The organism is Blattabacterium cuenoti STAT (assembly GCF_003573915.1).
Classification (GTDB): Bacteria; Bacteroidota; Bacteroidia; order Flavobacteriales; family Blattabacteriaceae; genus Blattabacterium; species Blattabacterium cuenoti_A.
This window is the reverse complement of record NZ_AP014608.1, coordinates 135,317-161,487: the sequence shown is the minus strand read 5'-3', so window position 1 is coordinate 161,487 and position 26,171 is coordinate 135,317. Positions and strand designations below refer to the sequence as shown.

Genomic DNA, 26,171 nt, shown 5'->3' with positions numbered 1-26,171 from the left:
TTATGTATAATTTTACTAAAATTTTTCAATCAAAACATTATTGTGAATTTTAAAATAAAAAAACTAAATGATATTAAATATATAATCATTAGTTTCTTTTTCATTTTTTCATTAAGTTTTTGTTCTCCGTTAGGAGAAAAAGAAAAACATCATATAATACTTAAAACAATATACAAAACACTTCATTTTTTACATCCTATTCCTATTTCTATAGATGATGATTTTTCGAAAAAAGTATATAATAAATGTTTTGAAAAATTAGATAATGAAAAACATTTTTTTCTACAAAAAGATCTGTCAGATCTTTCTTTATATAAAGAAAGAATAGATGATTTTTGGATTCATGGAGATCCTACTTTTTTTAATATTATTATAGAATGTTTTTTAAAAAGAATAAAAGAAGCAGAATTTATATGTTTTCAAGTTTTGAAAAAATCTTTCGATTTTAATAAAAAAGAAACATATTTATTTGGAGAACAAAAAATTTCTTATCCAAAAAATCAAAAAGAAAAAATTGAAAGATGGAGAAAATATTTAAAATATATGACTCTATTAGAAATAATCACTTTAAAAAAAGAAAAAATAATTGCTTCCAGAACAAAACAAAAAATTTGTAAGAATGTATTTTTTGATGAAGAAAAAAAATCTAGAAAAAAAATAAAAGAATATATTCAAGAATACTTTAGAAAACTAAAAATAAAAAAAGAAAACGATTGGTTTTCCATATATGTTAATATTATAACTTCTCAATATGATCCTCATACAAATTATTTTTCTCCTAAGGAAAAAGAAATTTTTGATTTAAACATATCTGGACAAACGGAAGGAATTGGGATAGAATTACAAGATGATAAAGGATTTCCTACTGTTGTTAAACTTATTCCTGGTGGACCTGCATGGAAAAATAAAAAAATAGAAATAGGAGATAGAATTATAAAAGTCGCAAAAAACATTAATTCAGAATCCAAAAATATTGTAGGAATGTTATTAGAAAATTCGATTCGTTTAATAAGAGGAAAAAAAGGAAGTAAAGTGAAATTAACTATTCAGAAAAAAAATGGATCTATAGAAGAAGTAATTCTCACTAGAGAAACAATTGAAAAAGAAGAAATTTTTGCAAAAAGTGTTATAGTTTTGGATCAAAATAAACATAAATACGGATTAATTTATTTACCAGAATTTTATTTTAATCCTGAAAATAAAAATGGAAGAAATGCAGCTAAAGATATAAAAGAAATTATTCAAAAATTTAAAAAAGAAAACATAAAAGGAATTCTAATAGATATTAGAAATAACGGAGGAGGATCTTTAGATGCTGTGATAGAAATTGTTGGTTTTTTTTTAGGAAAAGTTCCTATCCTACAAATAGGAAGGCCTAATAAGAAAAAAAAGATACTTAAAAATTATGAAAATAAAATTTTATGGACAGGTCCTCTTGTAATTCTTGTAAATGAATTATCTGCTTCTGCTTCTGAAATTCTTGCTGCGGCTATCAAAGATTATAAAAGAGGAATTATTATTGGAAGTACTCAAACATATGGAAAAGGAACAATACAGACCATTCGTTCATTAAATCGATTTTTTCATTTTAATGAAGAGTTAGGGGCATTAAAATTTACCGTTAATAAATTTTATCGTATAAATGGAAGTTCTACTCAATTAAATGGAGTAAATTCCGATATAGTTATTCCAAATAACAAAACAAGAAGTAAATTTTTAAAATTAATGGAAAAAAATCAAAATAATCCTATGAAATGGGATTATACGGAACCTATTCCTTCTCTTCATTATTATTATAATAATTCATATATAGAGAATATTAAATATAAAAGTATAAAACGTTTAGAAAAAAATAAGAATTTTACTTCTATTTATAATAAACTGGAATTATTAGAAAACGAATTTTTTAATAAGAAAAAAATTTCTTTGAATTGGAAAGAGTTTTATTCTGAAAATTTAAAAATGAAAAAAAGAAATGAAATTATAAAAAAATTAAGAAAAAAATTGAACACATGTGGATTACAAGCGTTTTCTTCCTATTATAAAATTATTTCAAATGAATCAGAAAAAGAATGGAAAAAAAATTTGAAAAAAGACTTTTATGTATCAGAAGGTATTAACATATTACGAGATTTTAATGAATTATCCATAATAGGTTTATAAACTTTTGCTACATCAGCTATTGCATCGTTTTCTTTTAAATTAATTAATCTAACTCCTTGAGTTGTTCTTCCCATAACTCTTATATCTGATATAGGTATACGTATAATAATTCCTGATTTTTTGATGATCATTAAATCATCTTGATCTGTGACATATTTAATGGAAATTAAACTTCCTGTCTTTTGAGTTATATTTATTGTTTTAATTCCTTTTCCCCCACGATTAGTAATTCGATAATTTTTGATATTAGATCGTTTTCCAAATCCCTTTTCAGAAACAACTAACAAATTTCCTTTTTCTTTTCCTTCTACACATATCATTCCAACAACCATATCTTGATTTCTTATATGAATCCCTATCACTCCAGAAGAAGCCCTTCCAGTTGAACGAATTTTTTTTTCTGAAAAACGAATAATCCTTCCACTTTTTATAGCAATAAAAACATGACTATCTCCCTTAGTCAAAATAGCTTCTATTAAAGAATCTTCCTTACGAATCACAATTGCATTAATTCCATTTTTTCTAGGACGAGAATAATTTTCTAAAGGTGTTTTTTTGATAATTCCTTTTTTTGTAATCATCATGACATAATAATCTTTTACATATTTTTTGTTGGAAAGATCTCCTGCTAATATACAAGCATTGACTTTATCATCTTGTTGAAGACGAATAATATTTTGTATTGCTCTACCTTTAGAAATTTTAGATCCTTCTGGAATTTCATATACTCTAAGCCAAAAACATTTTCCTTTTTCTGTAAAAAAAAGTAGATATTGACGATTTCTTGCTACAAGTAAATGTTTGAAAAAATCTGATTCTCTAGCAATAGCTCCTCTATTTCCTACCCCTCCTCTTCCTTGACGTTTATATTCTGATAAAGATGTTCTTTTGATATAACCTGCATGAGAGATAGTAAGAACAACCTGTTCGTTTTCAATTAGGTCTTCTATGTTGATTTTATCTCCGGAATAATCGATTTGTGTACGTCGTTTATCTTTGTATTTTTTTTGAATTTCTAAGAGTTCTTCTTTAATAATTTTTGTTCTTGTGGAATGTTCTTTTAAAATATTTTTATAAAATTCTATTTTTTGAACAAGTTCGTTATATTCTTTTCTAATTTTCTTTATTTCTAAAGAAGTAAGATTTTGTAATTTCATATCTAAAATAGATTTAGATTGATTTTTTGATATACCAAACTCTTGAATTAATCTATTACAAGCATCAGAATGATTCTGGGATTTTTGAATCAATTGAATCATAGGATCTAAATGATCTAATATTTTTAAAAAACCCAACAATATATGAATGCGATTTTGACATTTTTCATGTTCATATTTTGTACGTCGAATAATAACATTATGTCTATGATCAACAAAATGTTGAATGAAACTTTTTATATTTAACTGAACAGGTTTTCCATTAACTAATGCTATATTATTAACATTAAAATAAGTTTGTAAAGAAGTAAATTGAAACAATTTATTTAATAATATATTAGGATTTGCATTTTGTTTTAAAATGTATACAATACGTAATCCATTTCTATCAGATTCGTCACGAATTTGATAAATTCCTTCCATTTTTCCTTCTTTCATTAATTCTACAGTTCTAGCTATCATATCCGCTTTATTAACTTGATAAGGGATTTCATCTACAATTATACATGCTCTTCCATGAAGATCTTCGAAATGTACTTTTGCACGTAAAACAATACGTCCTTTTCCGGTATGAAAGGAATTTTTAACTCCATCGTATCCATATATAATACCTCCTGTAGGAAAATCAGGGCCTTTGAGATATTTCATTATCTCTTCTATAGAGAGATCATTATGATCTATATAAGCAAAAATAGCGTTTATAGTTTCTGTTAAATTATGAGGGGGAATATTCGTTGCCATTCCTACTGCAATTCCAGAAGATCCGTTGATTATAAGATTAGGAATTCTGGTAGGTAAAACGGTTGGCTCTTCTAAAGAATCATCAAAATTTAATTGCATGTCCACAGTTTCTTTTTTAATATCTAACAACATTTCTTCAGATATTCTTTTCATTTTTACTTCTGTATAACGCATGGCTGCCGGAGGATCGGCATCTAATGATCCAAAATTTCCCTGTCCATCTATTAATGGATAACGTAATGTCCATTTTTGAGTCATACGAACCATTGTATCATAAACGGAAACGTCTCCATGAGGATGATATTTTCCCAATACTTCTCCAACAATACGAGCAGATTTTTTATAAGAACTATTAGAGAAAACTCCTAATTGATACATTCCATAAAGAACTCTTCTATGTACAGGTTTTAATCCATCTCTAACATCTGGAAGAGCTCGGGATACAATTACAGACATAGAATAATCTATATAAGATGATTTCATTTCATCCTCAATATTAATAGATATTAATTTTTCTCCTTCGTTTTCATTCATTTTTTTGAGAATATTTAATAAAAATAGTTAATTAAAAAAACTATCTCTAATCAAGGAATATGGAACTATACAATTATATGAACACTTTCCTATTTTTTTTAATAAAGAAAATTGAATTTTATTTTTTTCATTTTTTTTATCATGTTCCATAATTAGAAATAATTTTTTAATTTCTATATCAGAAATTTTATTTTGTATTGGATATAATGCAGTAAGTGTAGATTTGATTTCTTTATAATCGTATAGAGATAATCCATTGATTTTTAATGAAATCCATGATTCATAAATTATTCCCATACTTACCGCAATTCCATGAAGGATTTTTTTTTTTATATTCATAAAATAACTCTCTAAAGCATGTCCAATAGTGTGTCCAAAATTAAGAATTTTTCTTAATCCTTTTTCTTTAGGATCTTGATCTACAATTTTTTTTTTAATTAATATAGATTTATGAATTAATTTTTCCCATTTATTATTATTATGAATAATAATATTATCTATTTGTATTTCTTGATTCATTTGTTTCCAAAAATTTTTATCGGCAATTAATCCATGTTTAAACATTTCTGCCATTCCAGAAAAAATTTCTGAATTTGGAAGTGTTTTTAAAAAATATGTATCAACGATTAAAAATTCTGGAATAGAAAAAGTTCCTATTTCATTTTTTATAGAATTCAAATTTACTCCCGTTTTATATCCTATGGAAGCATCAACCATTCCTAATAAAGTCGTAGGAATATTAATAAAACGAATTCCCCGTTTAAATATGGAAGCTACAAATCCTCCAATATCTGTTATCACCCCTCCTCCTAAATTTAGGATCAAACTTTTTCTAGTTGCTTTAAATTTTTCTAAATGTTTGCATATTTGAATACACGTATAAATATTTTTTTCTTTTTCCCCTGATTTAATTTTAATAATATTAGATTTTTTCAAAAAATTTATCTTCTGAAGAAGAATAGGAAGACAATGTTTATTGGTTTTTTCATCTACGAGAATAAATATGTTTTGAACGGAATCAACTTTATGAAATAAATAATTTTTAAGAATATCATAAGCTTTTTCATTAAAGTACACAAATTCTTTCCTTTTTTTCGTTTTCATGAAATTATCCTCGTTTAATAAACAAAATTAACCAATTTTTTTATTAATCAATGAAATTAAATATTTTACATAACCAAAAAACAATAAAAACAAAACCTATTACAAAAAATAGTATATTAGGAATCCATCCTAAAATATTAATTAATTTAAATAAATACTCCATAAAAAATATTAGTTTTTTAAATATGAAAATTATGAAATTTTTAAATAAAAAATGGAAATTATTGAATTTTATTAACTGTTATTATCTATCATAATTTAAAAAATGTCAAATTTTTGGGATTTTTTTAAACATTTATTTAATCCTAGATGGATATTTTTATATTTCGGAAATACAGCGTTATTTGTTCTTTTAGCTATTGTATTTGCGGAAACAGGATTTTTTATCGGTTTTTTTTTACCTGGAGATTCTTTATTATTTACTGCCGGAATTTTTGGAGAAGATTTATGCAAGAATTTTTATAATGTTCCTTTTTTTGTAATTATTTTAATTGTATCATGTGTGGCTATTCTTGGAAATATGCAAGGATATTGGCTAGGATACAAATCTGGAAAACTATTGTACAATAGAAAAGATTCCTTTTTTTTTAAAAAAAAATATTTGATTTCGGCAAAAATATTTTATAATAAATATAAAACAACTGCTCTTATCATAAGTCGTTTTCTTCCCATATTTCGATCTTTTGCTCCTATTGTAGCAGGAGCAATTCGCGTAGATTTTAAAAAGTTTATGATATATAATATCATTGGAGCATTTGCTTGGACTTTTTCTATCATGTTAGCTGGGCATTATTTAGATAAAAAATTTCCGGAATTAAAAAATCATCTTGAATGGATTATTTTATTGATTATATTAATGACAACTTTACCAGTTTTTTTTAAACTGAGAGTTAGTAAAAATAAAAAGAAAAAAATACTTATATAAATTTTCTTTTCTTTTTATAGATTCTTTTATAAAAAAAGAACTCTTGTATAAGATTTTTACATTGATTTTTCATAATTCCAGAAACAAATTCTGTTTGTGGGTGTAACTTAATACCAGAATATAAAAACCCTCTTTTTGATGAATTAGAAGCTCCACAAACAACTCGTCCTATTTGAGACCAAAATAAGGCTCCCGCACACATAACACATGGTTCTAAGGTTACATATAAAGTACATTTCTTTATATATTTTTTTTTAAAATAATTAGAAGCTAAATTTAGCACTAATATTTCTGCATGTGCAGTAATATTACATAAAGTTTCAGTTAAATTATGAGCTTTTGCTATAACCATATTTTGATATGTAATTACGGCGCCTATAGGTATTTCATTTTTATGAAAAGCGATAAAAGCTTCTTTTAAAGCTATTTTCATAAAATAAAAATCTAAAAACATTCTCCATTTTATTTTTATTTTTCTTTTCCTTCTTTTTCTTTTTCTTTTTTATTTTCTTCTTCTTGAGTATTTTTCACTATACGGGAATTTTTTACTCTTGCTATTAAAGTATGAGGAGGGGCTAAAATAGTATATTTATCATTATATAAATTTTCTACGATAATTCTATCTCCTATATCTAAAGAACTAATATTAATTTCAATGTGTATTGGAATATCACATAAATTTGCTTTTATTTTTAATTTTCTAATAAAAGAATAAAATTCTCCACCTTTTTCGACTCCAATAGGTCTACCAACAGTCTTTACAGGTATTTCTAATAAAATAGGTTTATATTGATCTATTTCGTAAAAATCGACATGTAGTATTTTATCATTAACAGGATCAAATTGTATCTCCTTTCGAATGGTTTTGATGCTTTTATCAAAATCCTCTATTTTAAGAATAACGACATAAATTTCTGAAGTATATATTATTTTTTTTAAACTTTCTAATGAAGTAGAAAATGGAATATTTATATTCTTTCCATATAAAATACATGGAACTTTTCCAGAAAGTCGAATAAGACGAGATGCTTTTTTTCCAATTTCTCTTTTATTTCCGTATATATTGACATATTTCATATAATAAATTTATTACTAATAGATTCGTCTTTATGTACTGATTGCATTACTTCTGCAAAAAGTGGAGCACAAGACAAAACTTGAATTTTATCATGTGGTTTCGTTTGATTTATAGGAATCGTATCTGTAACTACTAATTCTTCTATTTCAGATTGATGTATTTTTTCATAGGAATTACCAGATAAAATAGGATGGGTTGCTATAGCACGTATACTTTTAGCACCTTGTTTTTTTATTAAATTAGCAGCTTCTGTTAAAGTTCCTGCTGTATCTACCATGTCATCTATAAGTATAATATTTTTATTCTTTACATTTCCTATTAAATTCATAAATTCTATCTCGTTTGCTTTTTTTCTTTCCTTATAACAGATAACTACATCTGTTCCTAAATAACCTGCATAACTTCTGGCTCTTTTTGCTCCTCCCATATCTGGAGAAGCAATAGTCAATTGACCTATATTTAATTTTTTAATATAATTAATAAATATTCTAGATGCATATAAATGATCTACAGGAATGTCAAAAAATCCTTGAATTTGATCTGCATGTAAATCCATAGTCATAACTCTAGTCGCACCCGAAGCAACTATAAGATTCGCTATTAGTTTTGCGGCAATAGGAGTTCTAGGTTTATCTTTATGATCTTGTCTAGCCCATCCAAAATACGGAATTACAAGTGTAATATTATAAGCTGAAGCTCTAGAAGCTGTATCACACATTAATAATAATTCCATCAGATTATCTACTGGAGGAAAAGTAGAACCAATCAAAAATACTTTAGATCCACGAACTGATTGTTCAAAACAAGGAGTATATTCTCCATCACTAAATTCTAGAAAACGTACTTTACCAAGAAATTTTCCATAAAAAAAAGCTATATTTTTTGATAATTTTAACCCACTTCTTGTAGAAAAGAAGAGAACTTTTTGATTCATACTTAATTTTTATGTAAAAATACTCTTAAAATTAAAAAAGAAAAGCATATTATTTATTATTTACTAGATATCATGAAACAATATTTAAATTTATTGAAAAACGTATTAAAAAAAGGAATAAAAAGAAAAGATCGTACTGGTGTAGGAACAGTAAGTTTATTTGGATATCAAATGAGATTTGATTTAGAAAAGGGGTTTCCTGTTTTAACCACTAAAAAATTAAATATACAATCCATTATTTATGAATTATTATGGTTTTTAAAAGGTGATACAAATATTCAATTTTTAAGAAAAAATAAAGTTTATATTTGGAATAAATGGGCAGATGATAATGGAGAATTAGGTCCTATATATGGGTTTCAATGGAGGAAATGGCCAACATATGATGGAAATTTTATAGATCAAATTAAAAATATCATAAAAGAAATAAAATTTAATCCTAATTCTAGACGTTTAATTGTTTCTTCTTGGAATGTAGGAATGATTCAAAATATGGCGTTACCTCCTTGCCATTTATTATTTCAATTTTATGTACATAAAAAAAAATTATCGTTACTCTTATATCAAAGAAGCGCAGACATTTTTATTGGTTTACCATTTAATATAGCATCTTATGCTTTATTACTTACTATGTTGGCTAGAGTTTTAAATTTAAAAGAAAAAGAGTTTATTCATACTATAGGAGATGCTCATATATATAACAATCATATTCAACAAGTCAGACTTCAAATGAAAAGAAAACCTAGACCACTTCCTAAAATGATTCTCAATCCTTATGTAAAAAATATTTTTCAATTTCGTTTTGAAGATTTTAAGTTAAAAAACTATAATCCTTTTCCTCATATCAAAGGAGATGTCGCTGTTTAAAGATTTATTTATTTTATTTTCTTTCTAATAACCAGTTTTTAAAAACACTAAAATTGTTGGATAAAGATATTTTTTTTATTTTGTTTTTTTTTCTCAAAAAAAAATCTAATTCTTGATCCGGAACAATTTTTTGTTTTAAACAAAGCGGCATATGATCTAAAAATTTGATAGGATGAGCAGTTTCAAGAAAAATAAATGGTTCTGAAATATTATTAATTTTATTTTGTTTTTTTAAATATTTTATAATTCCTAAATAACCAATAGCTCCATGTGGATCTAACATATAATTATATTTTTTCCATGTTTTTTTTATAATATCTAAGGTTTCTTTATCTGTAAATTTATAGGAAAAAAGTTTTTTTCTTAATTGAAATATATTTTTTTTATATAAATGCCATATTCTAGAAAAATTACTAGGATTAGATATATCCATAGCATTCGATATAGTTTTTTTTACTGGAATAGGATTATACTCTTCAGATTTTAAAAATCTAGGTATAGTATCATTTATATTTGTAGATGCAATAAAAAATTTTATAGGTAATCCCATTTTTTCCGCTATCATTCCTGCACAAATATTTCCAAAATTTCCACTAGGAACTGAAAAAATTAATTCTATAGGGTTTTTATTAACAATTATTTTCTTGTAAGCTAAAAAATAATAAAACATTTGAGGAAGCCATCTTCCTATATTGATAGAATTTGCAGAAGTTAACATATATTTCTTTTTTATTTCTTGATCTAAAAAAGCTTTTTTTACCATATTTTGACAATCATCAAAATTCCCATAGATTTCTAAAGCATAAATATTATCTCCCAATGAAGCAATTTGTTTCTGTTGAATAGAACTGATTCCATTATGTGGATATAAAATAATAACTTCTATTCCAGGTTTTTTATAAAAACCATTAGCTACAGCACCTCCAGTATCTCCTGAAGTGGCAACTAAAACCGTTACATTTTTTCCTATTTTTTCAGAAAAAAAACTTAAACATCCTGCCATAAATTTAGCTCCTACATCTTTAAAAGCTAAAGTAGGTCCATGAAATAACTCTAATACGTGAATATTATCATGTATATTTTTCAATGGAAAAGAAAAACTTAAAGTATCATGAATAATCTCATCCAAAATTTTTTTTGGAATATATTTTCCAATATAAGGTTTGATAATAAACATGGAAATCGTATAATTATCATAAATTAAAAATTCTTGAAAAAATTTTGATCCTAGTTTAGGAATATATTGAGGCATATACAAACCACCATCAGGTGATAAACCTGTTAAAACTGCATCTTCAAAAGAGACTAATTTTTTATAATTTTTTAAACTATAATATAACATATATATATTTTCTTCTATAACTAATTAAAATATTTCACTCCACTTGATACCTTGTAAGTTGATAGGAGAGATATAGGTTTTATAATCAACTTGTAATGGAGAATAAACTTGATTCATGACTTCAATAACTTTTTTTGCTGTGTAATTTCCTTTGCTAAGCATGAAAACAGAGGGCCCTGATCCAGAAATTCCCCCACCTAAGGCTCCTATTTCTTTGCATTTTATTTGTAATTCATAAAAATAAGGGATTAATATTGCCCGTATAGGTTCTACAATAACATCTTCCAATGATCTACTTATTAATTCATAATCTTCTCGGTATAAACCTGCTACTAATGCACCCACATTTCCCCATTGTTTAATGGCATCTGTCATCAATATTTTTTGTTTTAAAATTTCTCTAGCATCTGATGTTTTGACTTCAATTTGTGGATGTATAATACTCACCCATAATTGATTAGGACTATGTAATTTAGTAATATCCAATGGATTATAACTTCTAATTAATGTAACTCCTCCCATAATAGCAGGAGCAACATTATCAGCATGAGCTATTCCACTTGCTATACGTTCTCCTTCCATAGCAAAACGGATTAATTGTATGGTATTAAAGGGGTTTCCCAATAAAACGTTAGCTCCATAAACAACACCAGCTGCACTAGCAGCACTAGAACCTATTCCACTTCCAGGACGAATATTTTTAATCAATTCAATTTTAAATCCTATTTTTTCTTCTTCATTAATTTGTATTTTTTGATATTTTTTTAATAATGCTTGTAAAGCCGCAAAAGCTGAATTTTTCATTGGATCATTAGGTAATGATGATTTATATATTCTATGGATATGTATTCCTGGATTATTAGTTTTATATAAATAAATTTCATCTTTAGGAAAATCTAAAGCTAAACCAATAACATCAAATCCACAAACCAAATTAGCTATAGTAGCTGGTGAAAATATTTTAATTCCCTTCATGACTTTATTTAGTAGCTTTAATTATATCTGAAAAAACTCCAGATGCAGTAACTTCCGCTCCAGCACCTGCACCTTTTATAATAAGAGGTTGTTCAGAATAACGATATGTATTATATAAAACCATGTTATCTTTTCCTTCTAATTGAAAAAATGGATGAATTTGTTTTACAGATTCTAATCCAACAGAAGCTTTTCCATTTTCATAACGTGCAACAAAACGTAAACGTTTTTTATTTTTTTCCGCTTTATTTCTAATTTTAAAAAAATAGTTTTTACATTTATGCAATTTTTGATAAAATTCTTCTATAGAATTTGAAATTGAACAAGTTTCTGGAAGAAAAGATTTTTGATGAATATCACTTAATTCTAATATAGTACCGCATTCCCTTGCTAAAATTAGTATTTTTCTCATAACATCTAATCCACTTAAATCGATTCTAGGATCAGGTTCTGTATATCCTTTTAATTGAGCTTCTTTTACTACTTCTAAAAAGGATTTTTTTCCTAAAAAATGATTAAATATAAAATTTAAACTTCCCGATAATACAGCTTCTATTTTATTAATTTTATCTCCACTATTAATTAAATCGTTAAGTGTACTAATAACTGGAAGACTTGCTCCTACGTTAGTTTCAAATAGAAATGGAGCTTTAAAATGCCTAGAAAGCGTCTTTAATCTTTTATAATGATCATAATTTGATGAACAAGCTATTTTATTGCAAGTAATAACACCTATTCCATTTTTTAAAAATTTATCATAGGTCATAGCCATTTTTTCGCTAGCTGTATTATCAACAAATAAACTATTTCTAAGATTAAATTTCCATACTTTTTCCATAAAGGAAAATATATTCATACTAATTCCTTTTTGAATTAGATTTTTTTTCCAATCATTTAAATTGATACCATGATTGTTATCAAAATACATTTTTTTGCTATTTGCTAATCCAATGACTCTTACTTGAAGTTTTAATTCTTCTAGTAAGTAATTTTTTTGTTGATCAATTTGTTCCATTAATTTACTCCCGACTTTTCCCACTCCACAAATAAAAAGGTTAATTTGTTTTGGTGGACTTTCAAAAAAAGCTTCATGTAAAGTATTTAATGCCTTTTTAAAATCATATTTTTTAATAACAGCTGATATATTTTTTTCAGTAGAACCTTGTGCTATCGCTCTAACATTAATACTATTTCTTCCTAAAGCAGAAAACATTTTTCCACTGGTTCCATGAAGGTTTTTCATATTTTCTCCTACTACAGCGATAATGCAAAGATCTTTTTCTATTCTTAATGGATCAAGACGCTTCTGATAAATTTCTTTAGAGAATTCGTTATCTATTACAGTTTTTGCTTTTATAACATCCATTTCATGAATTCCTGTGGTAATGGAATGTTCTGAAGAACTTTGAGTTATAAATATTACATTTATTTTTTCACGTAACAATGCTTCAAATAAACGTTTAGAATATCCAGGAATTCCTACCATACCGCTTCCTTCTAATGTAAGTAATGCCATATTCTGAATTCCCGATATTCCAGTTACAGGTTGACTAATATTTACATTTTTATTAATGTAAATTAAAGTTCCCGGATCTTTAGGCGAAAAAGTATTTTTGATTTGTATTGGAATATGTTTTTTCATAGCGGGATGAATCGTAGGAGGATAAATAACTTTTGCTCCAAAATGAGATAATTCCATTGCTTCTTCATAAGAAATTTCTTTTATAGGAAAAGCTTGATTCACTATTTTTGGATTTGCTGTCATCAATCCACTAACATCCGTCCATATTTCCAGTAAATTAGCAGATATAGCCGCAGCTAAAATAGAAGCAGTATAATCAGAACCCCCTCTTCCAAGTGTTGTGGTTTCATTTTTTAACGTAGAACTTATAAATCCTGGTAAAACGATATATTCTGATGTTTTTTTACGAAAAAACTGAATAATATGATGATTACTTGTTGTAAAATCTACTTGTGCACATCCAAATTGAGAATCTGTAATAATTAAATCTCTACTATCTTTACAGGATGCATCTAATCCAGATTCTTTCAATTTTTCTGCAATAAGAAAAGAAGAACTTAATTCTCCAAAACTCATAATTTTATCTAGAGAACGTTTTGAAAGTTCTTTTACTTGAAAAACACCATCACATAAATTTTCTAAATCATTTATATTTTTTTTAATCCAACTTATTAAGTGGCTTTGATAAGTAATAGGAAATAATTCTCTTATGATGTTAAGATGTCTAATTTCTATTTTTTCTAATATATTTTTATAAATATTTCTTCTTTTAGAAGCTAATTGACCACATTGTATTAATTGGTCCGTAATATTTTCTAATGCAGATACAACAATTGCATATCTTCCTTTTGGTTTTTGTTCTAGCAAAGAACAAATACGTTTTATTGCATCAGAATGAGCTACGGAACTCCCCCCAAATTTTAAAACTTGCATTTTTTTAATTATTTGTTTATAAAAACTTTCCCATTATTAATAATGTTCACAAAAATAATGATAATTTTGTGTAGATATACTCTTTAAATTTTTTTGATTTTGAATCAAAAATTTTTCTTTTTTTTAAAAATGAAAAACAGCTCTGTTTATCTATCATTGTTATAATATTTTATAACTTTAACTTCATAGTTGTTGTTTATTATTATTGATGAATATTAATTATTATGTTTTTGTTTATGAATGAATCAAATTAAATTATTAAAGAAAGTATATGCATTTAACTTATTATGAAAAGGAAAAAATTCTCCTACACATGGCTGGAGAATTAGCAAAAAAACGTTTAAAAAGAGGATTAAAATTGAATTATCCTGAATCTTTGGCTTTAATCACTCATTACGTAATGGAAGGGGCTCGTGATGGTAAAACAGTAAAAGACCTCATGTATGAAGCAGGAAATATTCTGAATGATGAACAAGTTATGGATGGAGTGTACGAATTACTAAACAGTGTTCAAGTGGAAGCTACATTTCCTGATGGAACAAAACTAGTTACTGTACATCATCCCATAAAAAAAAATAGAAAAAAAAATTCTAATTTGATTCCGGGACAATATGATCTTTTAAAAGAAGAAATTGTTTTTTTTCCTGGAAGATCTCGTATAAAAAGAATCGTTTCTAATACGGGAACTCGTCCAATTCAAGTAGGATCTCATTTTCATTTTTATGAAACTAATTCTGCTCTTCTTTTCGATAGAAAAGGAACTAAAAAATATAAACTTGATATTCCTTCTGGAAGGTCTATTCGTTTTGAACCAGGAGAAACAAAAGAAGTCATTTTAGTAGAAATTGGAGGAAATAAAAAAATTTATGGATTTTCAGGAAAAGAAAACACAACTATATGAATTTATGAAAAGAATAAATAGAGCATCTTATGCAAGTATGTATGGACCTACTAAAGGAGATAAAATTCGTTTAGGAGATACTTCTTTATGGATTGAAATAGAAAAAGATTATACCATTTATGGAGATGAATGTGTTTTTGGTGGAGGAAAAGTTATTAGAGATGGAATGGGCCAACATCCATTTGCAACAAGAGATGAAGGTGTTTTAGATTTAGTATTAGTTAATGCTATTATTATAGATTATTGGGGGATTATAAAAGCGGATATAGGAATTAAAAATGGCGTTATCGTAGGAATAGGAAAATCTGGAAATCCATATTTTATGGATGGAATTACTCCTAATATGTATATTGGAGCAGGAACTGAAGTTATTTCTTCAGAAAATATGATTATAACTGCTGGAAGTGTAGATAGTCATGTTCATTATATATGTCCACAATTATTTGAAGTTGCATTAGAAAGCGGAACAACAACTATTATTGGTGGAGGATCAGGCCCTGCTACTGGAACTATAGCTACAAATTGTACTTCAGGTGTATGGAATATTCAAAGAATGTTAAAAAGTACAGATCATATTCCTATTAATTTTATTTTTCTTGCTAGTGGAAATAGTTCTCATCCTGAAGCTTTAATAGAACAAATAAAAGCTGGAGCAGGTGGACTAAAAATACATGAAGATTGGGGGAGTACTTTACATGTTATAGATCAATGTTTAAATGTAGCAGAAAAATTAGATGTACAAGTTAATATTCATACAGATTCTCTAAATGAATCAGGTTATATAGAAGACACTTTAAAAACATTTAAAAATCGAACGATTCATATGTATCATACAGAAGGAGCTGGCGGAGGGCATACTCCTGATTTATTAAAAGTGATATCGTTTTCCAATATTTTACCCTCATCAACAAGTCCTACTATGCCTTATACTTGTAATACTATAGATGAACACCTAGACATGTTAATGATTTGTCATCATTTGGATTCTAATTTACCAGAGGATGTTGCTTTTGCAAAAGCACGAATTAGATCTGAGACTATTAGTGCGGAAGGAGTTTTACATGATATAGGAGCTATTAGTATGACTAGTTCAGATTCTCAAGCTATGGGAAGAATAGGTGAAATAGTAAAACGAACATGGCAAACAGCTGATAAAATGAAAAAAGAAAGAGGTCCTATTAATGATGATCATCTAAAAAATGATAATTTTAGAGTGAAAAGATATATTTCAAAATATACTATAAATCCTGCTATTACACATGGTATTTCTGAATATGTTGGATCAATTCATGTTGGAAAAATGGCTGATTTAGTATTATGGAAACCATCTTTTTTCGGAGTAAAACCAGAATTAGTTATAAAAAGTGGAATGATTGTTTATGCAAGTATGGGTGATCCTAATGCTACAATACCTACACCTCAACCGTTTATGTATCGAAAAATGTTTGGATATTTTGAACCAAAATTAAGTAGTGTTTTTGTTTCAACAAATGCAATTAATAATGGGTTTTTTGAAAAAAATGAAATTAAAAAACAAATAAAAATTGTAAAAGGATGTCGTACTTTATCCAAAAAAAACATGATATTAAATGGAGATATTTCAAATTTAGAAGTAGATCCAAAAACTTATAATGTTTATATAAATGGAGAAAAAATAATTTCTCATCCCTCTGATGTTTTACCACTTTCTCAAAGATATTTTTTATTCTAAAAAAAATACCCAGAGCGGGATTCGAACCCGCATGATATAAAAATCACTGGATTTTGAGTCCAACGCGTCTACCAATTTCGCCACCTGGGTTTTTTATGAAATTTTAATTAGTTTTTTTATTTCAATTTTTAATTTTTTTAAAAAATAAAATTCTTCATCATTTTTTTCATACAAATAAATAACTCTTTTTAGATTAGATAAATAAATTAGTTTACAACATTCTTTACATGGAAAATGAGTAATATAGATGGACGCTCCTTTACAAGATAAAAAAGAAGAAGACATTTTTAATATTGCATTTGCTTCTGCATGAAGAACATACCATTTGGTATTTCCATTATAATCTTCACAAAGATTATCAAATCCATTTGGAGTCCGGTTGTATCCGTTAGATATGATTCGATTATTATTGACTATAACAGCTCCTACTTTTTTTTTTTACAAAAAGATAATTTTGAATATTCAATCGCTATATTCATATACACTATATCATCATCGTATTTTTTATAAAAAATCATCATAATAAAATAAATATGAAAAAAATATACAATATTCAAAATACAAAAATTAAAGATTTGATAAAAATTTACAACAAAAAAAATTGTATGAATATTTTTTTTGTTGAAGGAATAAAAGAATTTGAAATGGCTGTAAAAGGAAATTTTTTACCCAAAAAAATATTTATATGCGAAAAAATATTTCATAATTATGATATAATTCAGTTATTTTATTCCATTACTTTTATTATTAGTACAAAAATTTTTAAAAAATTAGCGTATAGAGAAAATTCAGGTGGAATTATTGCTTTATTTAAAGAAAAAAAATATCTAAATCAATTAAAAAACATCAAAGTTTATGATAAAAATTCTTCCTTAATACTTATTTTAGACGGAATAGAAAAACCTGGAAATATAGGCGCTATGTTAAGAATAGCTGATGCGGCAAATATTAACATGATAATATTATGTAACATAAAAACTTATGTATATAATTCTAATATTATTAGATGTAGTTTAGGGAGTCTTTTTACAAGAAAAATTTTCATGGAAAAAATCGAATCAATTATCTATTGGTTACAAAAAAACAGAATAAAAATTATTACAACAGGATTTAAAAAACATAAGAAAGCTATAGATTTATATCATACTCAATTTTCTCATAATAATACAGCTATTGTTTTTGGTTCTGAAAGTAAGGGTGTATCTAATCTATGGTTAGAAAAAGCTAATGAGATTATAACTATTCCTATGTTTGGAAATATAGACTCGTTAAATGTCAGTAATGCAATGTCTATAATCATATATGAAATGATTAGACAAAGAAATTATACTATATAATATAATTCCTATCTATATTTTTCATAAATATAATCTATTTTTAATTTTTCATTTTTAGACGCAATTGCAGATAATCGATCACAATAGTCGTTTATATAATGATAATTATGACTTTTTATCCAATGAAATATTACAGAATGTTTGTAAAATAAATTTAAAAATCTTTTCCATAAATCTACATTTTTTTTATTTTGAAAATTATTTTTTTTCCATTTATCGATCCATTTATTTTGTACAGTATTTATTATGTATTTAGAATCAGTAAAAACAACAATATTTTGTTTTTTATTTTTTATTTTTTCTAACCCTACTATCACTGATAGTAATTCCATTCTGTTATTCGTTGTATAACGAAATCCTTCAGAAATTATTTTTCTGTTATAAAAATTTCCAAAAAATGTTTCTATAAAAACTCCATATCCTCCTGGTCCAGGATTTCCTTTTGAAGAACCGTCAGTATAAATATGAATTTTTTTATTCACGAACAATTCATATTAATTATTTTATTTTTCACGTTCAAATTTTTCTAGTTGACATTTGATTAAATTAAAACATTTTTCTTTTAAAGAATTCTTATCTTTTAATGATAAATTTTTAGTTGAGATAGAATGATGTTGTTTAATCCTTATTTTACCGGGGCTTCCTTTTATAGTAGAAAAACTAGGAAATTTTGTTTTTATATCAGCGATTGTAAAAGGGAGAATAGGGATTTTTTTGAAGATAGCGGTAAAAAAAGCTCCACTCTTAAAATGATCCAAAAAAATATATGAGTTGGGAACACCACCTTCTGGAAAAATACAAACACTTTTTCCAGAATCTACTTTATCTTCTATTTTTTTAAATACTTGTATACAACTTGATAAGTTTTTCCTATCAATAAGAATATTGCTTTTTTTATAAACAAATCCAAAGAAAGGAAGTTTAGCTAATTCTGCTTTTCCTACAAAAACGAAAGGATGATTTTTCATCAAAGAGTAAATTAACATAATATCCATAATGGAACTATGATTGCTTATAATTATATATTGTTGATTTTTATCTATAATCTCTTTTTCCTTCTCTAAAACATACCAAAAACCCATAAGGAAAAGATTACTTCTAGCCCACATTTGGTGAAACCAATATGCAATAGGATAATGTTTTTTTTTAAATAAAAATGGAATAGATGCACCTGCCCATAAAGGGATTAAAAATATATTGATAAAAAAAAACCATGTACGCCATAACAATATTAATGATATTCGTATAATTTTCATTAATTAATATTTAATGTATAATTATAATATATAAAATTCATAATATTTTATATCATAATTTTCTTAAATAAATTTTTTCGAATAAAAGAAAATCATCAAATTTATTTATTTGGTGTTATTTTTATGTTATAATAAAACATATCATTAATTGTTATATACATATGGTATAGATTATATTTCACACGAAATATATAAAAACTACAGAACTTGTTTTCTGTAATAAAAATTTTTTTCTATTTATATTTTATATAAATTTTAGTACATTTATTTATATGAAAAAATGAATAAAAATGAGTATTACGAAAGATCGTTTAAATTTTAAACCATTTGAATATCAGTGGGCATATGATTATTGGTTTAAACAACAAAATGCACATTGGTTACATACAGAGATTAATATGCAATCGGATATTCATGATTGGAATGAAAATTTATCTTTTCAGGAAAAAAATGTAATTGGAGATATCTTAAAAGGATTTACTCAAACGGAAACAGAAGTAGGAAATTATTGGTCAGAGATGATTCCTAGATGGTTTCCTATTCCTGAAATAAAAATGATGGGACAAACTTTTGGATCATTTGAAACAATTCATGCTGTAGCTTATTCTTATCTGAATGATATTTTGGGTTTGGATGATTTTCATGCTTTTTTAAAAGATGAAGCTACAATGAATAAATTGAAAATTTTAATGGATATTAGAAAAAGTCCTCATGGTCAATATGATGAAAAAGAAATTGCAAGAAGTATCGCTTTGTTTTCTGCAGCTGCAGAAGGAATACAATTATTTTCTTCTTTTGCAGTTTTACTTTCTTTTAGAAAATCAAATCGTTTAAAAGGAATAGGTCAACAAATTATTTTTTCTGTTAGAGATGAGTCTTTACATTCGGAAGCAGGATGTAAAATTTTTCGGACTCTTTGTGAAGAAAATAAAGGATTAAAGAAATCAGTTGAAAAACTTGTTTATCAAGGAATAGATTTAGCATTGAAAAATGAATTTATTTTTATTGATCAAATATTTGGAAAAGGGGATCTTTCTACTATTAAAAGAGAAGATCTTAAAAATTTTATGAAAGATAGAGCAAATATGAAATTGAGAGAATTAGGGTTGAATGATTCATATCCTATTAATAAAAATATGTTATCTAATATGGATTGGTTTTATATAACGATATCTGGAGAACAACAAACTGATTTTTTTGATAATCGTGAAACAGGATATAGTAAACCCAATGAAGATTGGAATGATGATCTTTTTATTTCTTCTAATTTAAAAGATATTTCTGATAAGAAAAAGAAATCAGAAGATAAAATATTAAAAATTTTATTAGAGAATAAAAAGGAAAATTTGGGAGGATCCGAATGTATTTCTTGTGAATCTTAAGATGAAAAATTGGTATAAAAATTTTTTAGGAAAAGAACAATTGTTACATAGTTCTGTTTGTGATTACTTGGATTATAAATATCCTCATATATTTTATTTTCATCCACATAATGAATCTAAAAGGAGTTTTTATGAAAGATTTCTTATTAAAGTAATGAGATTAAGACCAGGAATGCCTGATTTATTAGTTCCTATGCCTAATTTTAAAAAAGGAATAACGGGGATGGCTTTAGAATTCAAAATAAAACCAAATAAATTAACTAGAAATCAAATCAAAATTATGAATATATTAAACTCATATAATTGGAATGTAAATATTTGTTATTCTTTTGATCAAGCAAAAATTTATATAGATCAATATTTGAAAAATTAATGAATATTAAAAATAATATTGATACTTCTATTCAATATGATGCGATTTTAAGGAAATGTAGAACTTTTTTAAAAAAAAAATTAATTGAAAACCTTCAAAAAAAAGATATAAATAATATTCTTTTTTTGAAGATTAAAAACAATAAATGGATAGATGTTATAAATTTATCTATTATAGCTATTATTTTTTATAAAAAAAATATTATAAATATGGAAATATTCTTTCTCAGAAAGAATAATATTGATATTCATAATTATTATGATATATATACAAAAAAGGCAAAGCTTTTAATGATCAAAAAAAATTTTGATTATAAAGAAGCTTGGAAAATTATGGATTTTTCTTCTATAAAAGATATAATTTTTCAAAAATTGTTTAGGATTCAAAATATGGAAAAAAATTTACAAGATATAAACAATTCTTATGAAAAAATTTATGATAATTATATAGATATATTAAATTATAGTATTTTCATGTTAATCAAAATAGAAAAATAGAATTTACAATTAATTCAAATTAGAATTCCATTTTATTTCTTCATGTTTAGAAAATATAATTTGAGCAATTCTATTCCCATTTTTTATAAGAAATGGGTTTTTAGATAAATTCAATAATAAAATTTTTATTTCTCCTCTGTAATCTGAATCTATGGTTCCTGGATCATTTAATACGGTAATTCCATGATTTAAAGCTAACCCACTTCTAGAGCGAATTTGTCCTTCGTAACCTATAGGAATTTCAATAAATAAACCTGTTTTTATAATTTTTTTTTCCATAGAATAAATTGTAATATCATTTTTTAAAAATGCTCTTAAATCCATACCAGAAGAACCTTTTGTTCCATAATTAGGCAAAGGATTAGATGAAATATTTACTATTTTTATAATAATACACATAAAATAATTTTTATTGTAAAATTTTAAAAAAAAAACTTATATTAATAATGCAAGATAAAAATCTATTAAAATATAAAAAATGAAAAAAATATTTGTTTTCATTTTTCTTTTATTTTTGACCATATTTTTTTCATCATGTAATGATAGTGGTTTATATGGAATTGTTGATGAATCAGATATTGAAGAATATAATAAAGCTCAAAAAGGTGATAAATATACTAAGGAAGTAAAATTTGATATTGAGGAAGAATTGCGTAAAAATCCTAATTTGAGGGGAATTTATGATTCTATCAATATGGAAAGAAAGTATAAACATAGAAAAACTAAAACTAATACTCATTATTCAAGAAGAATGTGAAAAAAAGAAAAAAAAGCATGAATTGTATCGTGCTTTTTTTCATTTAAAGATGAAAAATTAGTTGTAGGCTTTTTATACAAGACTTGTATTAATCATGTTTTTAATTTTTTATTAAAAAATATATTCAAATTTTCTTGAAAAAACATGTATACATTAGGAGAATTTATTATAAAAAAAAATAGATATTGCTTTTCATCTTCAACCGAAACATTACTACGATTATTTAGCTCTATAAAATTAGCTGCTAAAGCAATACATAAAGAAGTAAATAAAGCGGGTTTAACAGAAAAAATGGGGGATTCTGGTATTACTAATATTCAAGGAGAAAATCAAAAAAAATTGGATGAATTCGCTCATAAAGCTTTTATAAAAGCTTTTAAAAATAGAAATGTTGTTTGTGGAATAGCTTCTGAAGAAAGAAAAAATTTTATAATAATAAAAGAAAAAAAAGAAAATATTTTAAAAAATCAATATATTGTTTTAATAGATCCATTAGATGGGTCTTCTAATATAGATGTAAATATATCGATTGGAACTATATTTTCTGTATACATGAGGAAATCTTCTATTAAAATGAATTTGACAATAGAAGATTTTTTACAAAAAGGGAATCAACAAGTCCTTGCAGGATATATTATGTATGGATCTTCTACTATATTGGTCTATAGTTCCGGAAACGGAGTACACGGTTTTACTTTGGATCCTTCATTTGGAACGTTTTATTTATCTCATTCTAATATTATCTTTCCTAAAATGGGAAAAATTTATTCTATTAATGAAGGAAATTCTGAAAAATTTCCTAATGGAATCAGAAAATATATTAAATTTTGTAAAGAAAAAAAGGAGAACCGCCCTTATACTGCAAGATATATTGGTTCTTTAGTTGGTGATTTTCATAGAAATCTGATACAAGGAGGTATATATATTTATCCCAAAACGGATTCTTCTCCAAAAGGAAAATTAAGACTTCTTTATGAATGTAATCCTATGGCTTTTTTATCTGAACAAGCTGGAGGAAAAGCTTCTGATGGAAAACAACGAATCTTAGATATAGAACCCACTAAATTACATCAAAGAACTCCATTTGTTTGTGGTCCTATAGGAATGGTTTCCAAATTAGAAGAGTTTATGTATTGTGAATATGATTGAAAATTTAATTCAAAAAAAAAAAATTTTTGAAGAATTAATAAAAAATGGAAAATATTTGTTTGAATATCCTATTTTATCTATTTTTTTATTAAAAAAAATAGATAATGAAAAAAATTTATCCCCAAATTTAATTGGAATTTTAGTAAAAAAGATTTTTTTTAAAAAATCAGTTCATAGAAATAGAATAAGACGTTTATTAAAAGCGTCTTTTTTTTTGAATAAGTCAATTATTGAAAATTATATTAAAAATCAAAAATTTTATATAATTTTTATTTATAAGGCTTTTTATTTACCTGAATTTAATAATATAAATAAATCTGTTATAAAAACTTTCAATAAAATAACAAAAAATTATTACTGAAATAATTGAGTAGCATTAGCTCCAAAAATTTTTACCGCAAAAGCTAATAAAACAATTCCAAATATTTTCTTTAAAATATCTAATCCATTAGATCCTATTTTTTTTGCTATAAAATCACATCTATCTATTACAAAATAGACAACTATCATATTCAAAATAAGAGATAAAAGAATAATGTTTATGTCGTAAGTTGTTCTTAATGAAATTAAAGTTGTTAAAGATCCAGGCCCAGCTATAAGTGGAAAGGAAATTGGTACAATAGAAGTTTGAGCATTTTCTGTAATTTTGTGAATATCTATTCCCAATATCATTTCTAAACCAATTAAAAATAATACTATAGATCCCGCTACAGAAAAGGAATGTATATCAACTCCAATGAGCTTAAGCATAGGTTGTCCTAAAAAAAGAAAAGATAAAAATATTACAAGAGAAGAAATTATAATTTTTTTAGTTTCTATAATATTCCCTTTTGATTTAAAACCCATAATTATGGGAGCATTACCTAATATATCTATAATACTAAAAAGTATCATGAAACAACTAATTAATGAATTGATCCATTCCATATTAAAAATTTATTCAAAAAATTTTTTATTTCGTTTCAATTTTTTATGAAAAAATGTTTTCTACTATATTTATTAGTATACAAATTAAATAAAAATATGATCAGTATCATTAATTTTGAAAAAAAACTTTTAATCCTATCAATCAATAGAATAAAATAACTTATTAAAGTTCATTTTCATAAGCTTTCCATCCTGCATTTCTATATTCTTCTGCCATCATTTTTGGATTTTCAGATAAAAAAATAGCTTTTCCTACAATAATAAAATCACTTCCTTTTTCTTTAAAGGCTTGAATTGGGTGAATATATCTATTTCCTACATTATTTTCTTTTTTATAAAAATGAATACCAGGAGTAAACAATAGCAATCGATCATCTACTTTTCTTTGAGCTACAGTTCCAATTACTTCTGGGTTTTTTAAAGAAATATTTAGTACTTTTCTGATGTAATTATCATTAGATAATTTTCCATAAGAAGACATTTCAGATATTGTAATTAACCCCATATTAGAAGGAATATTCAAGTTTTGAATACTCATACTTCCAGCAAGTAGATGAACAGTAACGATATCTGCCCAGGAAGAAATTTTGTGTATTCCGTAATGTAATTGAAGACTATTTGTAGAACTAACGTCACCTAATTTTCTATCTTCTAATAATAAAAAATTTTTTTCTTCAGAAATTTTTTTAAGATAATTTATAAATGAATATGAAAAATCATTTATAATATCTACATGAAGTTTTAATCCACAAATTCTATCTCCAATTAAATTGACTAATTTTAAAATATTTTTAGTATCAATTAAATCGGCTGAAACTATTAAATTTGTTTTTTTTTTTAATGTAATATCTATAAGTTTTTTTCCTATAGGATGAGAAATTTTTTCTTTTTTTTCTTCATAAGAAATCCGTTTATTTTGAATATTTTTTGTATTATTTTTTTTTAAAAAAAATTGAATCATATGTATTTCTTTTTTTTTTAAAAAAGATTTATTTTTTAATATTTTAAAAACTTCTTTTATTCGAAATAAAGTTCGAATATTATATCCTTTTTTTTTTATGTTTTCTATTCCTCCTTGTTCTCTATCAAGAATTGACATAATATTTTTAATTATTAATCCTTCTTTTTCAAGGTCTATTATGGTTTTTAGCAAACTATCTCCACTTGTAATAACATCTTCTATAATCAGGCAATTTTGTCCTGCTTTATATATTCCTTCAATCATTCGTTTCGTTCCATATCCTTTATTTTCTTTTCTCTTAATAATTAGCGGTATTTTGGATCTTAAAGATAAAGTAGTTGCTATAGGCAAAGCGGCATATGGAACTCCACAAATTAGTTCAAAATCATAAGATGGAACATTATGAATGAGTAAATCCGATAACTTAATTAATAAATTTGGTCTAGAAGCTATTGGACGAAAATCTATATATATAGGGGTGTTCATTCCACTTTTTAGTGTAAAATTTCCAAATTTTATAATTCCTAAATTATAAATTTCTAAGAAGAATTTTTCTTTTTTTTCCATAAAATAAAAACTGTTTTAGTAAAGTTAAAAAAATTTTATACTTGGATATTATTATACTATAAACTATAATTAGTTGAT

At 25.2% G+C, this 26,171-nt stretch carries 27 protein-coding genes and 1 tRNA gene; 13 read left to right on the top strand and 15 right to left on the bottom strand.

The genetic code is table 11. The features are described from left to right. Nucleotides 1-42: 42 nt before the first annotated feature. Nucleotides 43-2,163, top strand: coding sequence for a carboxy terminal-processing peptidase (locus STAT_RS00760; protein ID WP_119305379.1), 2,121 nt, complete (start codon nucleotides 43-45; stop codon nucleotides 2,161-2,163). On the opposite strand, the gene gyrA is transcribed toward STAT_RS00760, so the two are convergent. Both gyrA and aroB read right to left on the bottom strand, forming a co-directional pair. Continuing rightward, nucleotides 2,100-4,595, bottom strand: coding sequence for a DNA gyrase subunit A (gene gyrA, locus STAT_RS00755; protein WP_119305378.1), 2,496 nt, complete (start codon nucleotides 4,593-4,595; stop codon nucleotides 2,100-2,102). The two genes, STAT_RS00760 and gyrA, sit on opposite strands and share 64 nt — an antisense overlap. Nucleotides 4,596-4,622: 27 nt before the next feature. Further along, complete coding sequence (aroB, locus tag STAT_RS00750; RefSeq protein WP_119305377.1) at nucleotides 4,623-5,699, bottom strand: 3-dehydroquinate synthase; 1,077 nt, start codon at nucleotides 5,697-5,699, stop codon at nucleotides 4,623-4,625. Between the two features lie 50 nt (nucleotides 5,700-5,749). Here aroB and STAT_RS00745 point away from each other — a divergent pair, with 50 nt between their 5' ends. Together STAT_RS00745 and STAT_RS00740 are read left to right on the top strand one after the other, a co-directional pair. Next, nucleotides 5,750-5,956, top strand: a complete 207-nt coding sequence (locus STAT_RS00745; RefSeq protein WP_119305376.1) for a hypothetical protein — start codon at nucleotides 5,750-5,752, stop codon at nucleotides 5,954-5,956. Nucleotides 5,957-5,964: 8 nt separating this feature from the next. Continuing rightward, nucleotides 5,965-6,624, top strand: a complete 660-nt coding sequence (locus STAT_RS00740) for a DedA family protein (RefSeq protein ID WP_119305375.1) — start codon at nucleotides 5,965-5,967, stop codon at nucleotides 6,622-6,624. Here STAT_RS00740 and STAT_RS00735 read toward each other — a convergent pair. Genes STAT_RS00735 through STAT_RS00725 form a run of 3 tightly spaced genes read right to left on the bottom strand, consistent with a single transcriptional unit; the run spans nucleotide 6,617 to nucleotide 8,636 of the window. After that, nucleotides 6,617-7,057: a nucleoside deaminase gene (locus STAT_RS00735; RefSeq protein WP_172548543.1), complete on the bottom strand. Its 441-nt coding sequence runs from the start codon at nucleotides 7,055-7,057 to the stop codon at nucleotides 6,617-6,619. The genes STAT_RS00740 and STAT_RS00735 overlap by 8 nt on opposite strands. A gap of 35 nt (nucleotides 7,058-7,092) precedes the next feature. Further along, on the bottom strand, nucleotides 7,093-7,701 hold the full coding sequence (locus STAT_RS00730) for a 50S ribosomal protein L25 (RefSeq protein ID WP_119305373.1): 609 nt from the start codon (nucleotides 7,699-7,701) through the stop codon (nucleotides 7,093-7,095). Beyond that, entirely contained in the window at nucleotides 7,698-8,636 is a 939-nt protein-coding gene (locus STAT_RS00725) for a ribose-phosphate diphosphokinase (RefSeq protein WP_119305372.1), read from the bottom strand. The genes STAT_RS00730 and STAT_RS00725 overlap by 4 nt, the downstream gene beginning before the upstream one ends. Nucleotides 8,637-8,708: 72 nt before the next feature. Between STAT_RS00725 and STAT_RS00720 the strand changes: the two genes are divergently transcribed. Then, nucleotides 8,709-9,503, top strand: a complete 795-nt coding sequence (locus tag STAT_RS00720) for a thymidylate synthase (protein WP_145980451.1) — start codon at nucleotides 8,709-8,711, stop codon at nucleotides 9,501-9,503. A 13-nt stretch (nucleotides 9,504-9,516) separates the two neighbouring features. Here STAT_RS00720 and thrC read toward each other — a convergent pair whose 3' ends face one another. Genes thrC through thrA form a run of 3 tightly spaced genes read right to left on the bottom strand, consistent with a single transcriptional unit; the run spans nucleotide 9,517 to nucleotide 14,275 of the window. Beyond that, on the bottom strand, nucleotides 9,517-10,845 hold the full coding sequence (thrC, locus tag STAT_RS00715; protein ID WP_119305370.1) for a threonine synthase: 1,329 nt from the start codon (nucleotides 10,843-10,845) through the stop codon (nucleotides 9,517-9,519). 24 nt (nucleotides 10,846-10,869) lie between these two features. Then, entirely contained in the window at nucleotides 10,870-11,820 is a 951-nt protein-coding gene (locus tag STAT_RS00710) for a homoserine kinase (protein ID WP_119305369.1), read from the bottom strand. Between the two features lie 4 nt (nucleotides 11,821-11,824). Then, nucleotides 11,825-14,275, bottom strand: coding sequence for a bifunctional aspartate kinase/homoserine dehydrogenase I (gene thrA / locus STAT_RS00705; protein WP_119305368.1), 2,451 nt, complete (start codon nucleotides 14,273-14,275; stop codon nucleotides 11,825-11,827). Nucleotides 14,276-14,546: 271 nt separating this feature from the next. Between thrA and STAT_RS00700 the strand changes: the two genes are divergently transcribed. Continuing rightward, on the top strand, nucleotides 14,547-15,176 hold the full coding sequence (locus tag STAT_RS00700) for an urease subunit gamma (RefSeq protein ID WP_119305367.1): 630 nt from the start codon (nucleotides 14,547-14,549) through the stop codon (nucleotides 15,174-15,176). Nucleotides 15,177-15,180: 4 nt separating this feature from the next. Continuing rightward, nucleotides 15,181-16,887: an urease subunit alpha gene (gene ureC, locus STAT_RS00695; RefSeq protein WP_119305816.1), complete on the top strand. Its 1,707-nt coding sequence runs from the start codon at nucleotides 15,181-15,183 to the stop codon at nucleotides 16,885-16,887. A 6-nt stretch (nucleotides 16,888-16,893) separates the two neighbouring features. Here ureC and STAT_RS00690 read toward each other — a convergent pair. After that, nucleotides 16,894-16,977, bottom strand: a tRNA-Leu gene (locus STAT_RS00690). A gap of 3 nt (nucleotides 16,978-16,980) precedes the next feature. Continuing rightward, on the bottom strand, nucleotides 16,981-17,283 hold the full coding sequence (locus STAT_RS00685) for a deaminase (protein ID WP_394798181.1): 303 nt from the start codon (nucleotides 17,281-17,283) through the stop codon (nucleotides 16,981-16,983). Nucleotides 17,284-17,420: 137 nt separating this feature from the next. Here STAT_RS00685 and STAT_RS00680 point away from each other — a divergent pair, with 137 nt between their 5' ends. Then, nucleotides 17,421-18,224 carry a TrmH family RNA methyltransferase gene (locus STAT_RS00680; RefSeq protein WP_119305366.1) on the top strand — a complete coding sequence of 268 codons (804 nt, stop codon included), beginning with the start codon at nucleotides 17,421-17,423 and terminating at the stop codon, nucleotides 18,222-18,224. Between the two features lie 8 nt (nucleotides 18,225-18,232). On the opposite strand, the gene STAT_RS00675 is transcribed toward STAT_RS00680, so the two are convergent. Together STAT_RS00675 and STAT_RS00670 are read right to left on the bottom strand one after the other, a co-directional pair. Next, nucleotides 18,233-18,706, bottom strand: coding sequence for a ribonuclease HI (locus STAT_RS00675; protein ID WP_119305365.1), 474 nt, complete (start codon nucleotides 18,704-18,706; stop codon nucleotides 18,233-18,235). 21 nt (nucleotides 18,707-18,727) lie between these two features. Beyond that, the gene (locus tag STAT_RS00670) at nucleotides 18,728-19,480 is read right to left on the bottom strand and encodes a lysophospholipid acyltransferase family protein (protein WP_119305364.1); all 753 of its coding nucleotides are present in this window, start codon (nucleotides 19,478-19,480) and stop codon (nucleotides 18,728-18,730) included. A gap of 290 nt (nucleotides 19,481-19,770) precedes the next feature. On the opposite strand from STAT_RS00670, the gene STAT_RS00665 reads away from it, so the two are divergent. Genes STAT_RS00665 through STAT_RS00655 form a run of 3 tightly spaced genes read left to right on the top strand, consistent with a single transcriptional unit; the run spans nucleotide 19,771 to nucleotide 21,732 of the window. After that, nucleotides 19,771-20,862, top strand: a complete 1,092-nt coding sequence (locus STAT_RS00665) for a ribonucleotide-diphosphate reductase subunit beta (protein ID WP_119305363.1) — start codon at nucleotides 19,771-19,773, stop codon at nucleotides 20,860-20,862. 1 nt (nucleotide 20,863) lies between these two features. Beyond that, nucleotides 20,864-21,235: a VRR-NUC domain-containing protein gene (locus STAT_RS00660; RefSeq protein WP_119305362.1), complete on the top strand. Its 372-nt coding sequence runs from the start codon at nucleotides 20,864-20,866 to the stop codon at nucleotides 21,233-21,235. After that, nucleotides 21,235-21,732, top strand: a complete 498-nt coding sequence (locus tag STAT_RS00655) for a DUF1599 domain-containing protein (RefSeq protein WP_119305361.1) — start codon at nucleotides 21,235-21,237, stop codon at nucleotides 21,730-21,732. The genes STAT_RS00660 and STAT_RS00655 overlap by 1 nt, the downstream gene beginning before the upstream one ends. Before the next feature lie 9 nt (nucleotides 21,733-21,741). Here STAT_RS00655 and dut read toward each other — a convergent pair whose 3' ends face one another. Further along, a complete protein-coding gene (dut, locus tag STAT_RS00650; protein ID WP_119305360.1) occupies nucleotides 21,742-22,131 on the bottom strand; it encodes a dUTP diphosphatase in 390 nt (129 codons plus the stop codon). A gap of 79 nt (nucleotides 22,132-22,210) precedes the next feature. On the opposite strand from dut, the gene STAT_RS00645 reads away from it, so the two are divergent. The 3 genes from STAT_RS00645 to STAT_RS00635 all read left to right on the top strand — a co-directional run bounded on the left by STAT_RS00645 (nucleotide 22,211) and on the right by STAT_RS00635 (nucleotide 23,999). Further along, nucleotides 22,211-22,489: a hypothetical protein gene (locus STAT_RS00645; RefSeq protein WP_119305359.1), complete on the top strand. Its 279-nt coding sequence runs from the start codon at nucleotides 22,211-22,213 to the stop codon at nucleotides 22,487-22,489. Between the two features lie 144 nt (nucleotides 22,490-22,633). Next, nucleotides 22,634-23,638, top strand: coding sequence for a class 1 fructose-bisphosphatase (fbp, locus tag STAT_RS00640; protein WP_119305358.1), 1,005 nt, complete (start codon nucleotides 22,634-22,636; stop codon nucleotides 23,636-23,638). Then, complete coding sequence (locus STAT_RS00635; protein ID WP_119305357.1) at nucleotides 23,631-23,999, top strand: ribonuclease P protein component; 369 nt, start codon at nucleotides 23,631-23,633, stop codon at nucleotides 23,997-23,999. The genes fbp and STAT_RS00635 overlap by 8 nt, the downstream gene beginning before the upstream one ends. On the opposite strand, the gene STAT_RS00630 is transcribed toward STAT_RS00635, so the two are convergent. Together STAT_RS00630 and pyrF are read right to left on the bottom strand one after the other, a co-directional pair. Then, on the bottom strand, nucleotides 23,993-24,565 hold the full coding sequence (locus STAT_RS00630) for a MarC family protein (RefSeq protein ID WP_119305356.1): 573 nt from the start codon (nucleotides 24,563-24,565) through the stop codon (nucleotides 23,993-23,995). The genes STAT_RS00635 and STAT_RS00630 overlap by 7 nt on opposite strands. Before the next feature lie 163 nt (nucleotides 24,566-24,728). Next, on the bottom strand, nucleotides 24,729-26,093 hold the full coding sequence (gene pyrF / locus STAT_RS00625; RefSeq protein ID WP_119305355.1) for an orotidine-5'-phosphate decarboxylase: 1,365 nt from the start codon (nucleotides 26,091-26,093) through the stop codon (nucleotides 24,729-24,731). Between the last annotated feature and the right edge of the window lie 78 nt (nucleotides 26,094-26,171).

Bases quoted from the DNA above. Each gene is read 5' to 3' on its own strand.
- thrA (WP_119305368.1), bottom strand. From the start codon at position 14,275: ATGCAAGTTTTAAAATTTGGGGGGAGTTCCGTAGCTCATTCTGATGCA.
- thrC (WP_119305370.1), bottom strand. From the start codon at position 10,845: ATGTTATATTATAGTTTAAAAAATTATAAAAAATTAGTCTCTTTTGAA.
- STAT_RS00720 (WP_145980451.1), top strand. From the start codon at position 8,709: ATGAAACAATATTTAAATTTATTGAAAAACGTATTAAAAAAAGGAATA.
- fbp (WP_119305358.1), top strand. From the start codon at position 22,634: ATGTATACATTAGGAGAATTTATTATAAAAAAAAATAGATATTGCTTT.
- STAT_RS00665 (WP_119305363.1), top strand. From the start codon at position 19,771: ATGAGTATTACGAAAGATCGTTTAAATTTTAAACCATTTGAATATCAG.
- STAT_RS00680 (WP_119305366.1), top strand. From the start codon at position 17,421: ATGAAAAAAATATACAATATTCAAAATACAAAAATTAAAGATTTGATA.
- STAT_RS00670 (WP_119305364.1), bottom strand. From the start codon at position 19,480: ATGAAAATTATACGAATATCATTAATATTGTTATGGCGTACATGGTTT.
- STAT_RS00635 (WP_119305357.1), top strand. From the start codon at position 23,631: ATGATTGAAAATTTAATTCAAAAAAAAAAAATTTTTGAAGAATTAATA.
- pyrF (WP_119305355.1), bottom strand. From the start codon at position 26,093: ATGGAAAAAAAAGAAAAATTCTTCTTAGAAATTTATAATTTAGGAATT.
- STAT_RS00725 (WP_119305372.1), bottom strand. From the start codon at position 8,636: ATGAATCAAAAAGTTCTCTTCTTTTCTACAAGAAGTGGGTTAAAATTA.
- STAT_RS00735 (WP_172548543.1), bottom strand. From the start codon at position 7,057: ATGAAAATAGCTTTAAAAGAAGCTTTTATCGCTTTTCATAAAAATGAA.
- STAT_RS00660 (WP_119305362.1), top strand. From the start codon at position 20,864: ATGAAAAATTGGTATAAAAATTTTTTAGGAAAAGAACAATTGTTACAT.
- STAT_RS00645 (WP_119305359.1), top strand. From the start codon at position 22,211: ATGAAAAAAATATTTGTTTTCATTTTTCTTTTATTTTTGACCATATTT.
- gyrA (WP_119305378.1), bottom strand. From the start codon at position 4,595: ATGAATGAAAACGAAGGAGAAAAATTAATATCTATTAATATTGAGGAT.
- STAT_RS00630 (WP_119305356.1), bottom strand. From the start codon at position 24,565: ATGGAATGGATCAATTCATTAATTAGTTGTTTCATGATACTTTTTAGT.
- STAT_RS00745 (WP_119305376.1), top strand. From the start codon at position 5,750: ATGAAATTAAATATTTTACATAACCAAAAAACAATAAAAACAAAACCT.
- STAT_RS00700 (WP_119305367.1), top strand. From the start codon at position 14,547: ATGCATTTAACTTATTATGAAAAGGAAAAAATTCTCCTACACATGGCT.
- STAT_RS00710 (WP_119305369.1), bottom strand. From the start codon at position 11,820: ATGAAGGGAATTAAAATATTTTCACCAGCTACTATAGCTAATTTGGTT.
- STAT_RS00655 (WP_119305361.1), top strand. From the start codon at position 21,235: ATGAATATTAAAAATAATATTGATACTTCTATTCAATATGATGCGATT.
- STAT_RS00740 (WP_119305375.1), top strand. From the start codon at position 5,965: ATGTCAAATTTTTGGGATTTTTTTAAACATTTATTTAATCCTAGATGG.
- dut (WP_119305360.1), bottom strand. From the start codon at position 22,131: ATGTGTATTATTATAAAAATAGTAAATATTTCATCTAATCCTTTGCCT.
- aroB (WP_119305377.1), bottom strand. From the start codon at position 5,699: ATGAAAACGAAAAAAAGGAAAGAATTTGTGTACTTTAATGAAAAAGCT.
- ureC (WP_119305816.1), top strand. From the start codon at position 15,181: ATGAAAAGAATAAATAGAGCATCTTATGCAAGTATGTATGGACCTACT.
- STAT_RS00730 (WP_119305373.1), bottom strand. From the start codon at position 7,701: ATGAAATATGTCAATATATACGGAAATAAAAGAGAAATTGGAAAAAAA.